Annotated in this window: 16 protein-coding genes; 5 read left to right on the top strand and 11 right to left on the bottom strand. The window is 62.8% G+C overall.

What is annotated here, in order from left to right:
- Positions 1-86: 86 nt before the first annotated feature.
- From NXC14_RS15800 to NXC14_RS15785, 4 genes are all read right to left on the bottom strand, one after another.
- Positions 87-926, bottom strand: a complete 840-nt coding sequence (locus NXC14_RS15800) for an anti-sigma factor (RefSeq protein ID WP_085778940.1) — start codon at positions 924-926, stop codon at positions 87-89.
- 1 nt (position 927) lies between these two features.
- Positions 928-1,437: an RNA polymerase sigma factor gene (locus NXC14_RS15795; protein WP_085778939.1), complete on the bottom strand. Its 510-nt coding sequence runs from the start codon at positions 1,435-1,437 to the stop codon at positions 928-930.
- A 185-nt stretch (positions 1,438-1,622) separates the two neighbouring features.
- Entirely contained in the window at positions 1,623-2,183 is a 561-nt protein-coding gene (locus tag NXC14_RS15790; protein ID WP_085778938.1) for a hypothetical protein, read from the bottom strand.
- Positions 2,184-2,341: 158 nt separating this feature from the next.
- A complete protein-coding gene (locus NXC14_RS15785; RefSeq protein WP_085778937.1) occupies positions 2,342-3,250 on the bottom strand; it encodes a metallophosphoesterase in 909 nt (302 codons plus the stop codon).
- Between the two features lie 70 nt (positions 3,251-3,320).
- Here NXC14_RS15785 and NXC14_RS15780 point away from each other — a divergent pair, with 70 nt between their 5' ends.
- Positions 3,321-3,800: an NUDIX domain-containing protein gene (locus tag NXC14_RS15780; RefSeq protein ID WP_085778936.1), complete on the top strand. Its 480-nt coding sequence runs from the start codon at positions 3,321-3,323 to the stop codon at positions 3,798-3,800.
- 84 nt (positions 3,801-3,884) lie between these two features.
- Here the strand turns inward: NXC14_RS15780 and NXC14_RS15775 are convergent, their stop codons facing one another.
- A complete protein-coding gene (locus NXC14_RS15775) occupies positions 3,885-4,895 on the bottom strand; it encodes a glutathione S-transferase family protein (RefSeq protein WP_085778935.1) in 1,011 nt (336 codons plus the stop codon).
- A gap of 277 nt (positions 4,896-5,172) precedes the next feature.
- Here NXC14_RS15775 and NXC14_RS15770 point away from each other — a divergent pair, with 277 nt between their 5' ends.
- On the top strand, positions 5,173-5,673 hold the full coding sequence (locus NXC14_RS15770) for an N-acetyltransferase (RefSeq protein ID WP_245362099.1): 501 nt from the start codon (positions 5,173-5,175) through the stop codon (positions 5,671-5,673).
- Here the strand turns inward: NXC14_RS15770 and NXC14_RS15765 are convergent, their stop codons facing one another.
- The 5 genes from NXC14_RS15765 to NXC14_RS15745 are packed head-to-tail and all read right to left on the bottom strand — an operon-like array spanning position 5,674 to position 12,923.
- Entirely contained in the window at positions 5,674-6,090 is a 417-nt protein-coding gene (locus tag NXC14_RS15765; protein WP_085778933.1) for a GNAT family N-acetyltransferase, read from the bottom strand.
- Positions 6,091-6,094: 4 nt separating this feature from the next.
- Positions 6,095-8,167: a hypothetical protein gene (locus NXC14_RS15760; protein ID WP_085778932.1), complete on the bottom strand. Its 2,073-nt coding sequence runs from the start codon at positions 8,165-8,167 to the stop codon at positions 6,095-6,097.
- A 1-nt stretch (position 8,168) separates the two neighbouring features.
- Entirely contained in the window at positions 8,169-10,982 is a 2,814-nt protein-coding gene (locus tag NXC14_RS15755; protein WP_085778931.1) for a DUF4159 domain-containing protein, read from the bottom strand.
- On the bottom strand, positions 10,979-11,899 hold the full coding sequence (locus NXC14_RS15750) for a DUF58 domain-containing protein (protein ID WP_085778930.1): 921 nt from the start codon (positions 11,897-11,899) through the stop codon (positions 10,979-10,981). Before NXC14_RS15750 ends, NXC14_RS15755 begins: the two co-directional genes overlap by 4 nt.
- Before the next feature lie 13 nt (positions 11,900-11,912).
- Positions 11,913-12,923 carry a MoxR family ATPase gene (locus NXC14_RS15745; RefSeq protein ID WP_085778929.1) on the bottom strand — a complete coding sequence of 337 codons (1,011 nt, stop codon included), beginning with the start codon at positions 12,921-12,923 and terminating at the stop codon, positions 11,913-11,915.
- Between the two features lie 158 nt (positions 12,924-13,081).
- On the opposite strand from NXC14_RS15745, the gene NXC14_RS15740 reads away from it, so the two are divergent.
- From NXC14_RS15740 to NXC14_RS15730, 3 genes are read left to right on the top strand one after another with little or no spacing between them, the layout of a single operon-like run.
- Positions 13,082-13,705, top strand: coding sequence for a DUF1285 domain-containing protein (locus NXC14_RS15740; protein WP_085778928.1), 624 nt, complete (start codon positions 13,082-13,084; stop codon positions 13,703-13,705).
- Positions 13,702-14,352: a CoA pyrophosphatase gene (locus tag NXC14_RS15735; RefSeq protein ID WP_085778927.1), complete on the top strand. Its 651-nt coding sequence runs from the start codon at positions 13,702-13,704 to the stop codon at positions 14,350-14,352. Before NXC14_RS15740 ends, NXC14_RS15735 begins: the two co-directional genes overlap by 4 nt.
- Positions 14,349-15,602, top strand: coding sequence for a CCA tRNA nucleotidyltransferase (locus NXC14_RS15730; RefSeq protein ID WP_085778926.1), 1,254 nt, complete (start codon positions 14,349-14,351; stop codon positions 15,600-15,602). Before NXC14_RS15735 ends, NXC14_RS15730 begins: the two co-directional genes overlap by 4 nt.
- A gap of 71 nt (positions 15,603-15,673) precedes the next feature.
- Here the strand turns inward: NXC14_RS15730 and NXC14_RS15725 are convergent, their stop codons facing one another.
- A complete protein-coding gene (locus NXC14_RS15725) occupies positions 15,674-15,859 on the bottom strand; it encodes a DUF1059 domain-containing protein (protein ID WP_064806262.1) in 186 nt (61 codons plus the stop codon).
- Positions 15,860-15,963: the final 104 nt, after the last annotated feature.

The following is a 15,963-nucleotide window of genomic DNA, read 5'->3' as shown; positions in this document are numbered from 1 at the left end:
GAGGGGCGGCTGATGCTGATGGTCGATTTTGCCATTTACCGCCTCAGCTCCGCTGGCAGTCGTTCACCTCATACGACAGGCGGCAATCAAATCGCCGTGGCAATCTTCATGGCGAGCTGGCCGAGGGTGGCTTCGGCGGAGGGGCCGGCGAGAACGTAGGAGGTGCCGGCATTGTGCCAGGTGACCAGGCCAATCTCGTCCTTGATCGTTTCCTTGAAGTCGTCGGTCTCAGGCGGCTGCGCGTCCTTCCGGAAGCAGATGGAGATTATATCGCCGTCGCTGTTGGAATAGACGAGCTGACCGACGGGGCGATTGTCGCCGAGAATTATGCGGGCACCCTGGAAGGTCCAGGATTCGGCGCTGAGATCCGGCACACGGAAAGGCACGCCGATGACGGTCGTCAGCCAGCTGGAGATTTCTTCGGCCTGCGATGCCGGCACTTCGACGAGGTGACGGGGTTGGCGGATCAGCAGGCGTTGATAGGCTGTGACGTCGCCGAGCCAGTTGTTGTTATTGGCGGGCGCCGTGGCGGTCGTGGTGGCGATCTCGTCGGCATCCGGGGTGGCGCCGGCAAAATAGCCGATGCCGCAACCGACGACGAAGAGGATAAGAGCCGCTGCCAGCGCCTGCGGGCCGCTCGGGGCCAGTTTCACCTGGGGGCGCATGGCGCGCTGGGCGATCGGCGTCTTTGGCGGCTGCGTGCTCTTGATCGAGCGGACGAGGGCGAGCGGCACTGGCTCCTTCAGGACATCGTCCAGGCGGCGGCGGCCGAAATCGGCGCCATGACGCAGCTTTTCATGCAGACGGCGCGCATTCTCGTCGGTTGCCAGGCGCTGCTCCAATTCGTGCCGTTGTTCGGGAGAGACCTCGCTGTCGAGAAGGGCGGTGAGCTGGGCTTCGAGCGGCAATTTCCTAAGATCGAGCAATTCAGTACCTGTGGATGGGGTGGGTGCCGGCAAGCCCGGCGAAATGCAGCCTTGCGGTGGCAAGCTGGGAGACGACGCTTGCCGTCGAAATGCCCATGATCTCGGCCGCCTGCTGATAGCTGTGGCCTTCGACATCGACGAGCAGGAAGATCGAGGAAACACCGTCCGGCATTTCGGCGATCATGCGATGGATGGCGTGGGGATCGACCGAGGCCGAGCGTTCACGGGCAGCCTCTCTGATGTCGGTGACGTTGCCGCGTGCCGACGCCTTCGGCTTCCGCTTGCGGCTGTCCTCCGTCCACTGCTGGCGGGCAAGCGTATATACCCAGCTTTCCAGTCGGCCCTCGCCACTCCACTGATGCCCCTTGGCAATGGCACGCAGACAAACGGCTTGGACAAGTTCATCGGCCACGCCAGCCTCGCCCGCGAGCGTGATCGCGAAGCGGCGAAGGTGGGGCAGAAGGCCGACGAGATCACGCCGGAGGTCGATGGTGGTTGCGGGCTGACGCATTGTCTATCCAAGAAGCATTCACAATGGTTTCGCGGACGAAAGCTTCGGCATCGGACGCGAAACCGGCTTTGTCGGCACCGGAGATGCAGGCTCTTTATGAAGCAAATCCACTGCACTTCGCAAGCATCCGGTCATCTTATCCCCTTTCCCAAGGGGTTTTCCTAATCTAGCCCGCAGAGCTTGCGTCAATATGTCCTGTAACCGTTCAAGCTTTGCAGCAGAGCGCGGTAGGCCCAGGTGTCTTCGCCGCCGCGGTCGCGAATTTCGACGAGCTGGACGCGAGCCCCCTGGATGTCTCCTTGTTCCACCAGCGCCATACCCATGTAGGAGCGGGCGAGAATATAATTCTCATCCGCCTGCAATGCCTTGCGGTAATAGGACATGCCGAGCTCCATGCGACCGGCTTTGCGGTTCGCATAGCCGAGATAATTCAGAATGCGCGGGTCGTTCTGGTTACGGGCAAGATTGAGCACGGTGATGGCGTTCTCATACTGGCCGGCATAGGCAAACTCGCGGGCGAACTTATAGAGATCGTCGTCGTTGAAGCTGTTCTTCTTCGGAGTGACGCATTCCTTCTTCTGCTTATCCCAGACCTTGCCGCCGGTGCAGGTTTTGGTCGTCTGGGTCTTCGGCGGCGGATTGGTGTCGTCGTTGCTGTCGCCGACCGCGAAGGCGGCGCTCGCCATGCCGAGTACAAAGCCGGCGGCAAGTGTTGTTCTGCACAGGCGATGGAAGGGGGAAGTCATTGGCGGCTCCGTTCTGAGGCGATGCAGTCGGCCGGATTGTACGCTTACCGGTAAAAATACCAAGAGGGTAGGCCGCCTCCATGACAAATGTTGCGACGGTTGCGAAGCGCTTTCCGAGATTGATTCAAGTGCCGCATAAAAAGAGTCGGAAGTCAGCGCTAAGGTGCGAAAATATCGACGCTTTCCGACATCATCGCATCGCCTGTCCTGTTCAGGCTGAAGCGCTCGCCGGTGAGTTCCCAGGCGCCCGGAGAGCCGTCGATGGAGAAGAGGTTGTAGGCGGCCGGCGGCTTAATGCTGCCCGGTCCCTGCGAGGCCGACGCGATGCCGACGACCGGCACCGGCTGCACCTGGCCGCGCAGCCAGTGGAGCGTGTTCAGATGCGTGTGGCCGTGCAACACGAGCTCGGCGCCGCCGGTCGAAATCACGGCCGCGAAGCGACGGATGCCGATCATGCGTTTGTGAAAGGCGGTGGCGCCGCGGATCGGCGGATGATGGATCATGACGACGCGGAAGAGACCGGCTTCGCCGGCCGCGCGCAGCATGTTCACCGTATCGCGGGCCTGGCGAGCGCTGAAAAAGCCGGAGGCGGCGAAAGGGGGCGTGGCGACTGCCGTGGAGCAGCCGACGATCGCAACTTTATCGCGGACACGTAGATAGGGAAAGATGCGGCGGTCTTCCTGCCATTGCGGCGAGGCGAGGTCGCCGCGGACATAATCGTACCAGGCGCGCATCGATTTCTCATAGGCACCCGGCACATAGGCGTCGTGATTGCCTGGAACGACCGAGGTGTCGGCGGGATCGCCGAGCGCACGCAGCCAGGCGGCGGCGGCGCGGATCTCGATGTGGCTCGCCAGGTTGACGAGGTCGCCGGTGACGGCCAAATGATCGGCCTGTTGGGCGCGGATGTCATCGAGCAGCACATCGAGAGTGCCGCCGAAAAGGTGCTTGCGTCGATTTCGATGCCAGTTCACAAAGCCGGTTATGCGTTTTGAAAACAGCTCCTGTATGGAAAGACGGGGCAGCGGTCCAAGATGGACATCGGAAATATGCGCGAGCTTGAACATGCTACGAGACATAGACCAGCTTATTGACAAATCAAACACATCCGGCGCGATGAAGAGCCGAAACGGAACGATGGTGGATAAAGAGAAGCGGCCCCCTCACATCAGGCTGGCCCTGCGCCTCCTGCATGTCTATTTCTCCTTCGCCCGCGGCATGACCATGGGTGTCAGGGCCGCCTGCTTCGATAAGGATGGGCGGATTTTCCTCGTGCGCCACAGCTATGTCGGTGGTTGGCATATGCCCGGCGGCGGGCTGGAGCGCAATGAGACGGCCGAAGAAGCGTTGGTCAAGGAACTGCGCGAGGAGGGCAACCTCAGAATCATCGGAAAACCGCAGCTGGTCCAAGTCTATTTCAACACCACGACCACCCGGCGCGACCACGTCGTATTCTATCGCGTAACCGTCGAGCAGACGGCGCCGCGGCCGCCGGATTGGGAGATTTCCGACAGCGGGTTCTTCTCGCTCGACAGCCTGCCCGAGGGCACGACCGAGGCGACGTATCGCCGCCTCGCCGAGCTTCGGGGCGAGCAGGAGCCTGACCATCGCTGGTGAGAAGCTTCAAGCTGCATTCAGCCCGCCGCACAATTTCTTAAATCGGAATCGATTTAAGAGTAAATTATGCAGCAATTTAAAGTTCTACAGCGTCCTTTGCGCGTCTAAAAAGACGCGCGGCGCTATAGCGCGGTCATGCGGGCTGTCGAGATCGAGCGCCGGGCCGGCGGGGACGATGCCGGTCGGGTTGATCGTCTTGTGACTGCGGTAGTAGTGCTGCTTGATGTGCTGCAGGTTTACCGTCTCGGCAACGGCTGCCGTTTGATAGAGATCCCTGAGATAGCCGGGCAGATTGCGATAATCGGCGATGCGGCGGATGTTGCACTTGAAGTGGCCAACATAGACCGGATCGAAACGCACCAGCGTGGTGAAGAGGCGCCAATCGGCCTCGGTCAATCTGTCGCCGAAAAGGTAACGACCCCTGCCCAGGCGTTCGTCGAGAATGTCGAGTGTTTCGAACAATTTGACGACATTTTCCTCGTAAGCTTCTTGAGTTGTGGCAAAGCCCGCCTTGTAGACGCCGTTATTGACCGTGTCGTAGACGGTGGCGTTCAGCGCGTCGATCTCGGCACGCAGATCCTCCGGGTAGAAATCGGCCTTCGAGCCCGTCAGCCCGTCGAAGGCGCTGTTGAACATGCGGATGATCTCGGCCGACTCGTTGTTGACGATCGTGCCGGTCTGCGTGTCCCAGAGGACGGGAACCGTGACACGGCCGGAATAATGTGGATCGGCCTTGGCATAGATTTGCCAGAGGGTGGCCGCGCCGTAGAGGTGATCGCCGGTAGCTCCGTCGCCCACTTTGAATTCCCAACCGTTTTCGGCCATTAGTGGGTCGACGACAGAAACCGAGACCAGGTCCTCCAGTTTCTTCAGCTTGCGGAAGATCAGGGTGCGATGCGCCCAGGGGCAGGCGAGAGAGACATAAAGATGATACCGCCCGGCCTCGGCCCTGAAGCCGCCGCTTCCGGAAGGTCCAGCCTCGCCGTCTGCCGTCACCCAGTTGCGAAATTGCGAGGGCTGACGTTTGAAGTGGCCCTTGCTTTCCTTCGTGTCGTACCAGACGTCATGCCAGACGCCGTCCACAAGCATTCCCATGATTCATTCCCTGGTTGCCATGTTGGAATTGATGTTAGCTGAGATAGTGGGGCTTTGCAGGCGGTAAAGATCGAACAGTGCGTCACGCCCCCGACGCCAGCAGGCTCGGGTGTGCATTTTGCGTTGGACGTCGGAAATTTTTCCTGCTATCGGCCTTTTCACGATTTGAGGAACACCTGCCTGATGTTCATTTCCAGAAACCTGCGACGACGCTGATGCTCCGAACGCCAAGAGCGTGTTCGAGACCCATCAATCTGTCCAACCGGTTTCTGTCATCATGTACAAGCACGATCTCGTCTACCTCACCGAAGACGCGTCCCACGACGCCGCCATCGAACACATCAATGAAGAAGCCTTCGGTCCGGGCCGCTTCGCGCGGGCTGCCGCGCGTATCCGCGAGCAGGGGCCACATGACCTGTCGCTCTCCTTCATCTGTGCTGACGACGGCGAGACGATCGCCTCCGTGCGCATGACGCCGGTGCTGGCCGGCACGGTAAAGGGGCATCTTCTTGGCCCGCTTGCCGTTCGACCCTCGCACAAAAATATAGGTATCGGCAGGGAACTGGTGCGGATCGCGGTGGAAGCTGCGCGGCGCAAGGGTTCGGAAGCCGTCATCCTCGTCGGCGATCCGCCCTATTACGGTCCGCTTGGCTTCGAGAAGGTGGCCTATAACGCGCTTGCCTTTCCAGGCCCCGTCGATCCGGGCCGGGTGCTGGTCGTTCCGATGGCCGAGGGCGTGCACGAGCGGCTGAAAGGTATGATCGCCTGGCGCGGATGATCAGAGCTTTTTCCGGAGGAAGCTGCGGGTGCGACCTTCCGGGAAATTTTCAAGCTCGCCGAAGACTTCATAACCCTGGCGCAGATAGGCGCGGAGAGCCTGCGGGTTGAAGGTATCGATCCAGGCGCCACGGCATCCTCGCGTCTTGGCCTCGTCTTCCGCTTTTGCGAGAATCTTGCCGGCTATGCCCGTTGCGCGTAGCGTATCGGGGATATAAAGCAACTGGATGAAGAGCCAGCCCCAGGCGGTAAAGCCCGACAGGCCGCCGGTCACCTTGCCGTCGGAATCGCGGATGAGGACGGCGAGCGGCTGGCGGTCCGAAGGGCCGACATCGCTGTTATTGAAGGCCGAGAGCGCATCGGTGATTGCCGCGAGTTCCACAGCCGAAGGCGATGCCGTGAGCTCGAACTCCGGCATGCGGCTATCGCCCTTCGCGCCACCACATGGCGCCGAAAGCGAGCAGCAGGATGCCGACGCCGGCGAAACCGGCAAAGAGCGGCAGCGTGTTGATTCCCTTCAGGACCGTTTCGTTGGTCATGCGGATCATCATTCGCTCGTTATCGGAGACGCGGACCTGGCCGCGCACCGGCAGGATCGGCGGAACGCTGATTGCGCCCTTTTCGCTTGCGACGCGGGTCACGAGACCTTTGCTTCTGTCGACGACAGGCTTCAGCACATCGGTCGTCGAGATCATCGCCTTGAATTCCGGCGCATCGACAGCGCCGATGTGCACAAGCGTCGATAACTTGCCATTACGGATTTCGAAGAGGCCAACCTCGTTCATGCGTTTCTCGGCCTTGTAAAGCCCGGGTTCTGTCTGGGTGAGCGGCAAGGTTTCGGTCTTGCCCGAGGGATAACGCACGGTGGCGTTACCAGGATTGTCGCCGATTGTCTGGCGGGTGACCTCAAGGGTTCGGCCGGACGCGCGCGCCGTCAACGCTTCTTCCTCGAGCGCTGGTTCCTTCATCAGCCAATGAGCGATGCGGCGATACAGCGAGACATTTGGACCGCCGCCTTCGAAGCCGCGCGCCCAGAGCCAGCCCTGATCGGAAAGCAGCATGGCGACGCGGCCCTGGCCGGCGCGGTTCAGCACCAGCAGCGGATGGTTGTCGGCGCCAACCATGATCGTTTCGCCCTGCGGCCGTTCGACATCGACGCTGCGGAACCAGCGGCCCCAATGCGGCGGGTCCTCGCCGGAGCCGTCCAAGCCGCGCGTGACCGGATGCTTACGCCCTTCCTCGGAGAGTCGAGGATAGAAGGCCTTCTCGATCATCCGGCCCGTCGGCTCTGCCGGCAGCACGGAGGCGAGCGGCGTCATCGCGATCGACTCTGGGCTCGCATGTTCCGGGCCGGCGGCAATCAGCAGCGCGCCGCCGTTCTCCACGTATTGGGCGATGTTGTCATAGTAAAGCATCGGCAGCACGTTGGCGCGATCCTGATAGCGATCGAAGATGATCAGGTCGAAATCCTTGATCTTGTCGATGAAGAGTTCACGCGTCGGGAAGGCGATCAGCGACAGCTCGTTGATCGGCGTGCCGTCCTGCTTTTCCGGCGGACGCAGGATGGTGAAGTGAACGAGATCGACCGAGGCGTCGGATTTCAGGAGGTTGCGCCAGGCGCGCTCGCCGGCATGCGGCTCGCCGGACACCAGCAGAACGCGCAGATTCTGGCGGATGCCATCGATGACATGAACGGCACGGTTGTTGGCGGCGGTGACTTCGCCGGAAAGCTCGGCGACGGAAAATTCGAGCACATTGCTGCCGCCACCCGGAACCTTGAAGGAGAAGGGCGTATCCTGACCGGGCGTTGCCTGCAAGGTAGCGATCTCGTCGCCGTTCAGCTTCACCGTGACGTCGGCCGTGCCGCCGGGGCTCGGACCATCGTCAAAGACGCGCAGGACGACCTGCTGCTCCTCGTTGACGATGCCGAAGCGCGGTCCCTTGATGACTTCGATGCGACGGTCGAATTCCTTGGGCTTGCCGGTGACGAGACCATGGATCGGCGCATCGAAGCCAAGCGCCTGATTGGCGGCCGGGACATCATGGACTTCGCCGTCTGTCAGTATGATGGCGCCGCCGATGCGGGCGGAAGGGACGTCAGCGATGTTGGCTGCCAGCGCCTCGAACAGGCGGGTGGACGGAACGTCGGAATTGATGTCGCCTTCGACATCGACGAAGCGGGGTTCTATCTGGGGGAAGCGGGCAAGCTGCGCTTTCAATGCCGCAAGCGCGTCATCGGTCATCTTCGTGCGCTCGGGCGTCTGCTGGCTCTGGCTCCGGTCGATGATGACGGGGACGATCGTCGACAGCTGATCCCGATCCTCCTGCAGCAGTACGGGATTGGCAAGGGCGGTCAGCAGGGCGAGGGCGGCCAGTGTCCTGATCCAGGCGCCGCGAATGCCGCGCCAGATCGCAAAGGCGGCGATGAGAGCGCTGACGGCGGCCAGTGCGGCCAGAACAGGCCAGGGCAGGAAGGGTGAAAAATCGAAGGTCATCTCATTGCCCTAACCGTTCGAGGAGGTCGGGAACGTGGACCTGGTCGGTCTTGTAGTTGCCGGTCAGCATGTACATCATGATATTGACGCCGGCTCGGTAGGCATATTCACGCTGCCCTTCATCCGAGGGCACGGTCGGCAACATCGGCGTGCCGTTTTCGTCAACTGCCCAGGCGCCGGCGAAATCGTTGCCGGTGATCAGGATCGGCGAAACCCCGTCGGCCGTCGCCGCCGATTTTTCGGTCGTTTCGCGGCCACCTTGCCGGGCCTCGATCCAAAGCGGGCTGCCGGCATAGCGGCCGGGAAAGCTCGACAGGAGATAGAAGGATTTGGTCAGCACGTGATCTGAGGGTACCGGTTCGAGCGGCGGGATATCGAGATTGGCGAGGATTTCCTGCAGCCGCTGACCGTTGGCGCCGACATTGCCGCCATTGTCCAAGGCGCTTATCTGGTCGCGCGTATCGAAGAGCACGGTGCCGCCGTTGCGCATATAGGCGTCGATGCGGCTGATGGCGGCCGATGACGGCATCGGCGCCGTTGCCGAAACCGGCCAATAGATGATCGGATAGAAGGTGAGCTCGTCCTTGGTGAGGTCGAGCCCGACGGGCGGCGCCGGCTCCAGCGTCGTGCGGAAGGTCAGGAACTGGGTCAAGCCCTCAAGGCCGCGCTCGGATATATTGTCGACTTCCTGCTCGCCGGTGACGACATAGGCGAGATGCGTGTTGTCAAGCCGCTCCAGAATGAGGTCGTCGCCGGGCCGGGAGTCGTTGGCGTGAAGTGTGCCGGGCTGCACCAGGAAGCCGGCGCCGACCGCGACTGCGATCACGCCCAGGGTGCTGGCGGCCGGGCGCAATCGCGAAAAAGCGCCGTTCATGAAGAGAACGACCACGCTGTCGGCGAGCAGCAGCAGAAAGGCGACCGGGAAAAGAACCGGCTTTGCCGACCAGCTTTCGCCGCCAATCAAGCCTTCGCGCATGGCATTGGTTCCAGCGGTATCGAGCGGCTTCAGTTCGGCATTCTCGGGCAGCACGTTCAATGAGGTGAAACCGTCTTCCGAACCGTAGAGGCCAGGCGGATTGTCGAAATTCGCCGTCGGTTCGGCTCCGGCCCTGGGGATCAGAGGTCGTGCCGAGCCAGTCTCGGAGACGAGCACACCCTTGGCCGTCAGTATGCGGTAGGGCGGAAGGGTCTCGGAGACACGCGCGCTGCTGCGCGCCTCAGACGTCACACCGCCTGAGCGCGATATCTGCAGGAGGTGACGCAGCATATCGACGAAAGTGCCCGAGATCGGCAGATCGGACCAGGTCGCTTCCGCGGTGACGTGGAAGAGGACGATCTGGCCGGATGCCAGCTGCTTCATCGTCACCAGCGGCGTGCCGTCGGCGAGGCTTGCCCAGGTACGTTCGGCAAGGTCGGGTGTCGGCTCGGCAAGCACCTGCCGTCTGACGACCACATCGGCGGGACGCGGTATGCCCGCGAAAGGCCCGATGCTCGGAAATTCGGCCAGTGACTGCGGTTCGCTCCAGGACAAGGTGCCGCCCAGCGCCCGTTCTCCCTGGCGCAGGATGACGGGAATGAGCGGATCGTCGGCAGGTGCCGCCGCCATGCGCGGGCCGGCGAAACGCAGGAGCATGCCACCGTTCGATATCCAGCGTGTCAGAGGTTCGTAGGTCTCCTCCGGCAGGCGGCCGATATCTGCCATGATGATGATCGAAGGATTGCTGGCGAGAAGCTTCGGTATGGCCACGGCCAGATCGGAGTCGGTGGGCTGGATGATATCCGCATAGGGCTGCAGCGCCCGCTGGATGTAGTAGAGCGGCGAGAGCAGCGGCTGGAATTCATCGGCTCCGGTACCGGACAGCAGGACGACCCGGCGGCGCTTGAACGCATCGTCGAGAAGGTGGACCGCGCCTGCCGTCGCGCCGTCGTCGACGCTGATGCGGGCGAAATCGTTGCGCATCTCGAAGGGAGCGGTGATCGAACTCGTGGCGACGCTCTGGCCGGGACGGAAATCCACCCTGCCGTTGGCAATCGAGCGGCCCTGGGCATCGACGGCGTTCAGCGCCACGGATGCGGGGCGCGAACTGTCGAGCCGCGTGACCTTGACGGTCATGGCATCGGCCGCATTGCTGGCCGCGGTGACGGCAACCGTCTTCGTGGCATCGCCCTCGATCAGGCGCAGATCAGCGGGCTGGAGCTCGGCGAGCCTGCGCACCGTCGGATCATCGGCTTTGGCGGCGGCACCGTCGGTCAGGAAGGCGAGGGTGCCGGGCTTGACGCCGTTGAGCGCCGCGCGCAGCGCCTGGAAGGCGCGCTCGCGATCGGGGACCAGCGGCCGCGGCTCGGCAGCCCGCAGCTTGTCGCGGGCACTCGCTGCCGTGCCGGGCACCGCATCATTGGTCGGATCGGCGGTGAAGGCGATCGCTACCGGCGTGCCGGCGGATTCGGCATCGTCCACCAGCGCGTTAGCGGTCTGGACGCGCCGCTCCCAATCGGGCGATGCCGCCCAGCTGTTGTCGACGAAGAGGACGAGCGGGCCGCCCGATGCCAGAGAATTGGTGCGCGGGTTGAAGACCGGATCAGCAATCGCAAGGATAATGATGGCGGCGAGCAGCATACGCAGCAGCGTCAGCCACCAGGGGCTTTGCGCCGGCGTTTCCTCGCGTTTCAGCACCGACGCAAGGATTTTCAGCGGTGGAAAGACCTCCGTTTTCGGACGTGGTGGTGTCAGCCGCAACAGCCACCAGATGACCGGCAGGGCGATCAGGGCGCCGAGAATGGCGGGATAGGCGAAAGCGAAGGGAAGGGCGTTCATAGCAGCCCTCCATGCGTTGCCTTGGCCGGCATGCCGGACAGGTACATGTGGACCGCAACCAGCGCCTCCGAGGCAAGTTTATCGGTGCGGTGGGTCGTAAAGGTCCAGCCGAGATGCCGCAGCGACTGACCGAGGCTCTCCCTGCGGGCGAGGTAGGCGTTGCGATAGGTCTCGCGGATGTGTTCGGCGCGGCCGGAGATGAGCTTGGCGCCGGTCTCCGGGTCGATGAATTCGGTGCGGCCGCTATAGGGAAAGATCTCTTCAGCGGGATCTGCTATCTCGACCACATGGCCGTGCAGGCCGCGGCGGGCAAGCGGGCCGAGCCGCTCCATGATATCAGGAGCGTCGTCGAGGAAATCGCCGATGAGCACGAGGTCGCTCCAACCGCGGATCATTCCGGTTTCCGGCAGTCCGCCGGTCAGCGGCGCGTGCATGAGCGCGGCTGCGAGGCGTTCGGCGGCATTGCGGGTGGAGGCGGGTTCCATGATGCCGGGGCAGCCGATGCGTTCGCCGGAGCGGGCGAGGATTTCGGCAAGCGCCAGCATTACGACCAGCGCCCGGCTTTCCTTGGAAACGCTGCCGTAGCTCGACTTGTACATCATCGAGGGCGACATGTCGCACCAGAGCCAGATCGTGTGCGCCGCCTCCCATTCGCGCTCACGCACATAGGTATGGTCGTCGCGGGCGGAGCGGCGCCAATCGATGCGCGACAGGCTTTCACCTTCGGCATAGGGACGAAACTGCCAGAAATTCTCGCCGATGCCGCGCTTGCGGCGGCCGTGCCAGCCGGCAATCACCGTATTGGCGATGCGCTTGGCTTCCACCAGGCAGTCCGGCATCAGGGAGGCCCGCTGCCTGGCGCGGGAAAGGGCATCGCTGCCTGACGTCGGGTTGACGGTCTGTCCGATAGATGCCACGCGTCCGGCTTCCTTATCCCTTTGCCTGCCTGACCAGCCCGGCGATGACGTCGCGCACCGACATGCCTTCGGCGCGGGCGGCGAAAGTCAGCGCCATGCGGTGCTGGAGAATGGGTTCGGCAAGCGCGAAGATATCATCGAGGGACGGGGCGAGGCGGCCCTCGTAGAGCGCGCGGGCACGCGCGCAGAGCATCATCGCCTGGCCGGCGCGCGGGCCCGGACCCCAGGCGACGTTCTTGTCGGTCGAGGCATTCCCCTGGCCGGGGCGGGCGGATCGCACCAGCGAAAGGATGGCGTCGACGACCGTCTCGCTCACCGGCATCTGACGCACCAGGGTCTGGATTTCGATCAGCCGCTGCGCATCGATGATGGCTTCTGGCCGGGCTTCGCCGAGACCTGTGGTCTCGAGCAGGATCTGTCGCTCGGCGGCGAGCTCGGGATAGTTGACGTCGACCTGCAGCAGGAAGCGGTCGAGCTGGGCCTCGGGCAGGGGATAGGTGCCTTCCTGCTCCAGCGGATTCTGGGTGGCGAGCACGTGGAAGGGAGCCGGCAGATCATAGCGCTGGCCGGCGATGGTGATGTGATATTCCTGCATCGCCTGCAGAAGCGCCGACTGGGTGCGCGGCGAGGCGCGGTTGATTTCGTCGGCCATCAGGAGCTGGGCGAAGACCGGGCCTTTGATGAAACGGAAGGAACGGCGGCCGCTGTCGTCCTGATCCATCACCTCGGAGCCGAGAATATCCGAAGGCATCAGGTCGGGCGTGAACTGGATGCGGTTGGCGGCAAGGCCCAGCACCTCGCCGAGCGTGGTCACCAGCCTGGTCTTGGCAAGGCCGGGAACGCCGACGAGCAGGGCATGGCCGCCTGACAGCACAGCGAGGACGGTGTTCTCGACGACGCTCTCTTGACCGAAGATCACTTTCGAGACTTCCCCGCGGATGGCGGCGATATCGGAGAGCGCCCTTTCAGCGGCGGCGACGATCGCCTTTTCATCGAGGCTGGCTTCGGTCTTCATCATACCCACGTGCATCTCCAACGGCTGAAATCATTCGGCAGCGAATCGGCGGACTTATACATCTGCCTCATACTCGATAGAGTTATGGAGATGCGACGGGCTGACAAGTTCGTTACGAATGACTATCTCGTGACTTCACTTCGTTAAGGATAAACCGGGACGGAAGAATGGCAGCCGAAGAAATCAGCGGACAGGCGGATGCGGCGGGGCTTGCCGCGCTGATCTCGCGCGCCTCTGCTGAAAACAGCGGTAAAAAACGCGGGTTACCACCGGTCGAGCGGTGGAATCCGCCTTTCTGCGGTGATATCGACATGGAGATCAGGGCCGACGGCACCTGGTTCTACATGGGTACGCCGATCGGCCGGCCGGCGCTGGTGCGGCTGTTTTCGACGGTCCTGCGCAAAGAGGAGGACGAAAAGACTTACCTCGTAACTCCTGTGGAAAAGATCGGGATCAGGGTAATCGACGCGCCGTTCATCGCTGTGGAGATGAGCGTGACTATGCGCGAGGGCCGCCAGGTGCTCACATTCCGCACCAATGTCGGTGATGTGATCGAGGCGGGAGGAGAGCATCGGCTGCGCTTTTCCATTGCGGGCGAGAATGCCGAACTGAAACCCTACCTGCATGTGCGCGGGCGGCTGGAGGCGCTGGTGTCACGCGCGGTGATGTATGAACTGGTCGCGCTCGGCGAGACGGTCGAAGTGGAAGGGCAGACGATGTTTGCAATCTGCTCCGCCGGCGAGGTCTTCCCCGTCATGCCGGCCGATGAATTGGATGCGCTTTGCCGATGAACGATGCGATCACCCAACGTTATCCGCTGTTTTCAGCAGCCGAATTCCGCCGCCGTGCGATCAATCAGAATGGCGGGCCGGTGGACCATGCCTGGCGCGATCATGGCGACCATGTTCTCAATCCGGATATCGTGGAGGAGGTGGCGACCTTCAAGCTGCGCGACGCCGCCGTGCTCGTGCCTGTTATCGACGACGGCGAGGAAGCGCGTGTGATCTTCACCAAGCGCACGGCGACGCTGCGCAAACATTCCGGCCAGATCGCCTTTCCCGGCGGCTCGATCGATCCGGCCGATATCTCGCCCGAGATGGCGGCGATCCGCGAGACGGAGGAGGAGATCGGCTTGGCCGGTTCTTTCGTCGAAACCGTCGGTAGGTTGCCGAACTATCTCGCCTCGACCGGTTTCCGCATTACTCCCGTGCTCGGCGTCGTCGAGCGGGGTTTCGCGCTGAGGCTCAACCCGGCCGAGGTGGACGACGTGTTCGAGGTTCCGCTTTCCTTCCTGATGAACCCGGCCAATCACCGCCGCGATAGGCGCGTGATCGACGGCATCGACCGGCATTTCTACCGCATGCCCTATGAAACCCGGATGATTTGGGGCATCACCGCCGGCATCGTCCGTACACTCTATGAAAGGCTTTATGCATGACCGGCGTTGCCGACCAGGCATGGTTCCGCGATCCGGCTCTCGCCCGGGTCCTTGCGCTTCTCAATGCCGATAAGGGGGAAGGTCGAGTGGTCGGCGGTGCGGTGCGCAACAGCCTGATGGGCCTGCCGGTCAGCGATATCGACATCGCTACGACGCTGACGCCTGGGATCGTCATGGAGCGGGCGGCGGCGGCCGGCATCAAGGCGGTGCCGACAGGACTGCAGCACGGCACGGTGACGCTCGTCGTCGATGGCAAGCCTTTCGAGGTGACGACGCTGCGTACCGATGTGGAGACCGACGGGCGCCACGCCAAAGTTGCCTTCAGCACCGACTGGAAGGCCGATGCCGAACGCCGGGACCTGACAATCAACGCGCTCTATGTAGATGCCGAGGGCGAAGTGGTCGATCTCGTCGGCGGACTGGCCGATATCGAAACGCGCAACATCCGCTTCATCGGCGATGCGGCAAGGCGTATTGCCGAGGACCATCTGCGTATTCTGCGCTTCTTCCGTTTTTTTGCCTATTACGGCTCCGGGCGGCCCGACGCGGAGGGTCTGAGGGCCTGTGCGGCCGCGCGTTCGAAACTGAAGACGCTGTCGGCCGAACGCGTCTGGTCGGAGCTCAGAAAACTGCTCGGTGCTGCCGATCCCGGCCGGGCACTTCTCTGGATGCGGCAGGTGGCGGTGTTGACGGAAATTCTGCCGGAATCGGAACGTTGGGGGATCGATGCCATCCCTTCGCTTGTCGCCACCGAGAGGGCGCTCGGCTGGGCGCCTGATCCGCTGCTGCGCCTGATGGCGATCGTACCGCCCGATGCGGCGCGGCTGGAGGCGCTTGCGGCCCGGCTGAAACTCTCCAATGCGGAAGCGGCCACTCTCAAGGCCTGGGCGATGGCGGCGCCGGTCAACGATGAAATTTCGCCGGCTGCTTTCGAAAGGCTGCTTTACCGCAACGGCCTCGACGGCATCGTGACCCGGTTGAAGCTCGCCCTTGCTGTTGCGCGTGGCAAGGCTGAGGGCGATCTAGCCGAGATGGCGCGTTCAGCGCGGCTCGGCAGGCTCATGGATCAGGCCGCGAACTGGAAGAAGCCGCAGTTTCCTCTGAATGGCGGCGACGTGCTCGCGGCGGGCGTCGCCTCCGGCCCTCGCGTCGGCGAACTGCTTGCGGTGCTGGAAAACCAGTGGGTGGAAGAAAATTTTGCGTCCGACCGAACGGCCCTGCTCGCCCGGCTGAAGGAAAGCGCGCAATAGCCGACATCGCGCCGCATCGGATGGATGCGGCGCAGCTTCGATGATTGTTGCCAGGGCTCGCTCACCGGCCGTCAGGCGGCGGTGGCTTCGTCACGGATGCGTGCCTTGATGTTATCAACCATGTTTTCGCGTATGATCGTTTCGCCGTGAGCAGTCTTCAAGTGCTCAACGGCGCGGCGAACCACTTCTGCGTCATTATCCGCCCGGGTGTGCCAGGCGCAGCCGGGAACGAGCGTGCCGCATTCGAACAGTCGCATGGTTTTCTCCTCTGTCTGGAACGCAACGGCCATCGCGCTTTCACGCGATTGATGAAATGTACGTGCGAAGAGAAGGTTCCGGCCGGCAGGAGGTGGCGACCGGA

The organism is Rhizobium sp. NXC14 (assembly GCF_002117485.1).
Lineage (GTDB): Bacteria > Pseudomonadota > Alphaproteobacteria > Rhizobiales > Rhizobiaceae > Rhizobium.
The sequence above is the reverse complement of the archived record's forward strand: the minus strand, read 5'-3'. Positions and strand labels throughout refer to the sequence as shown.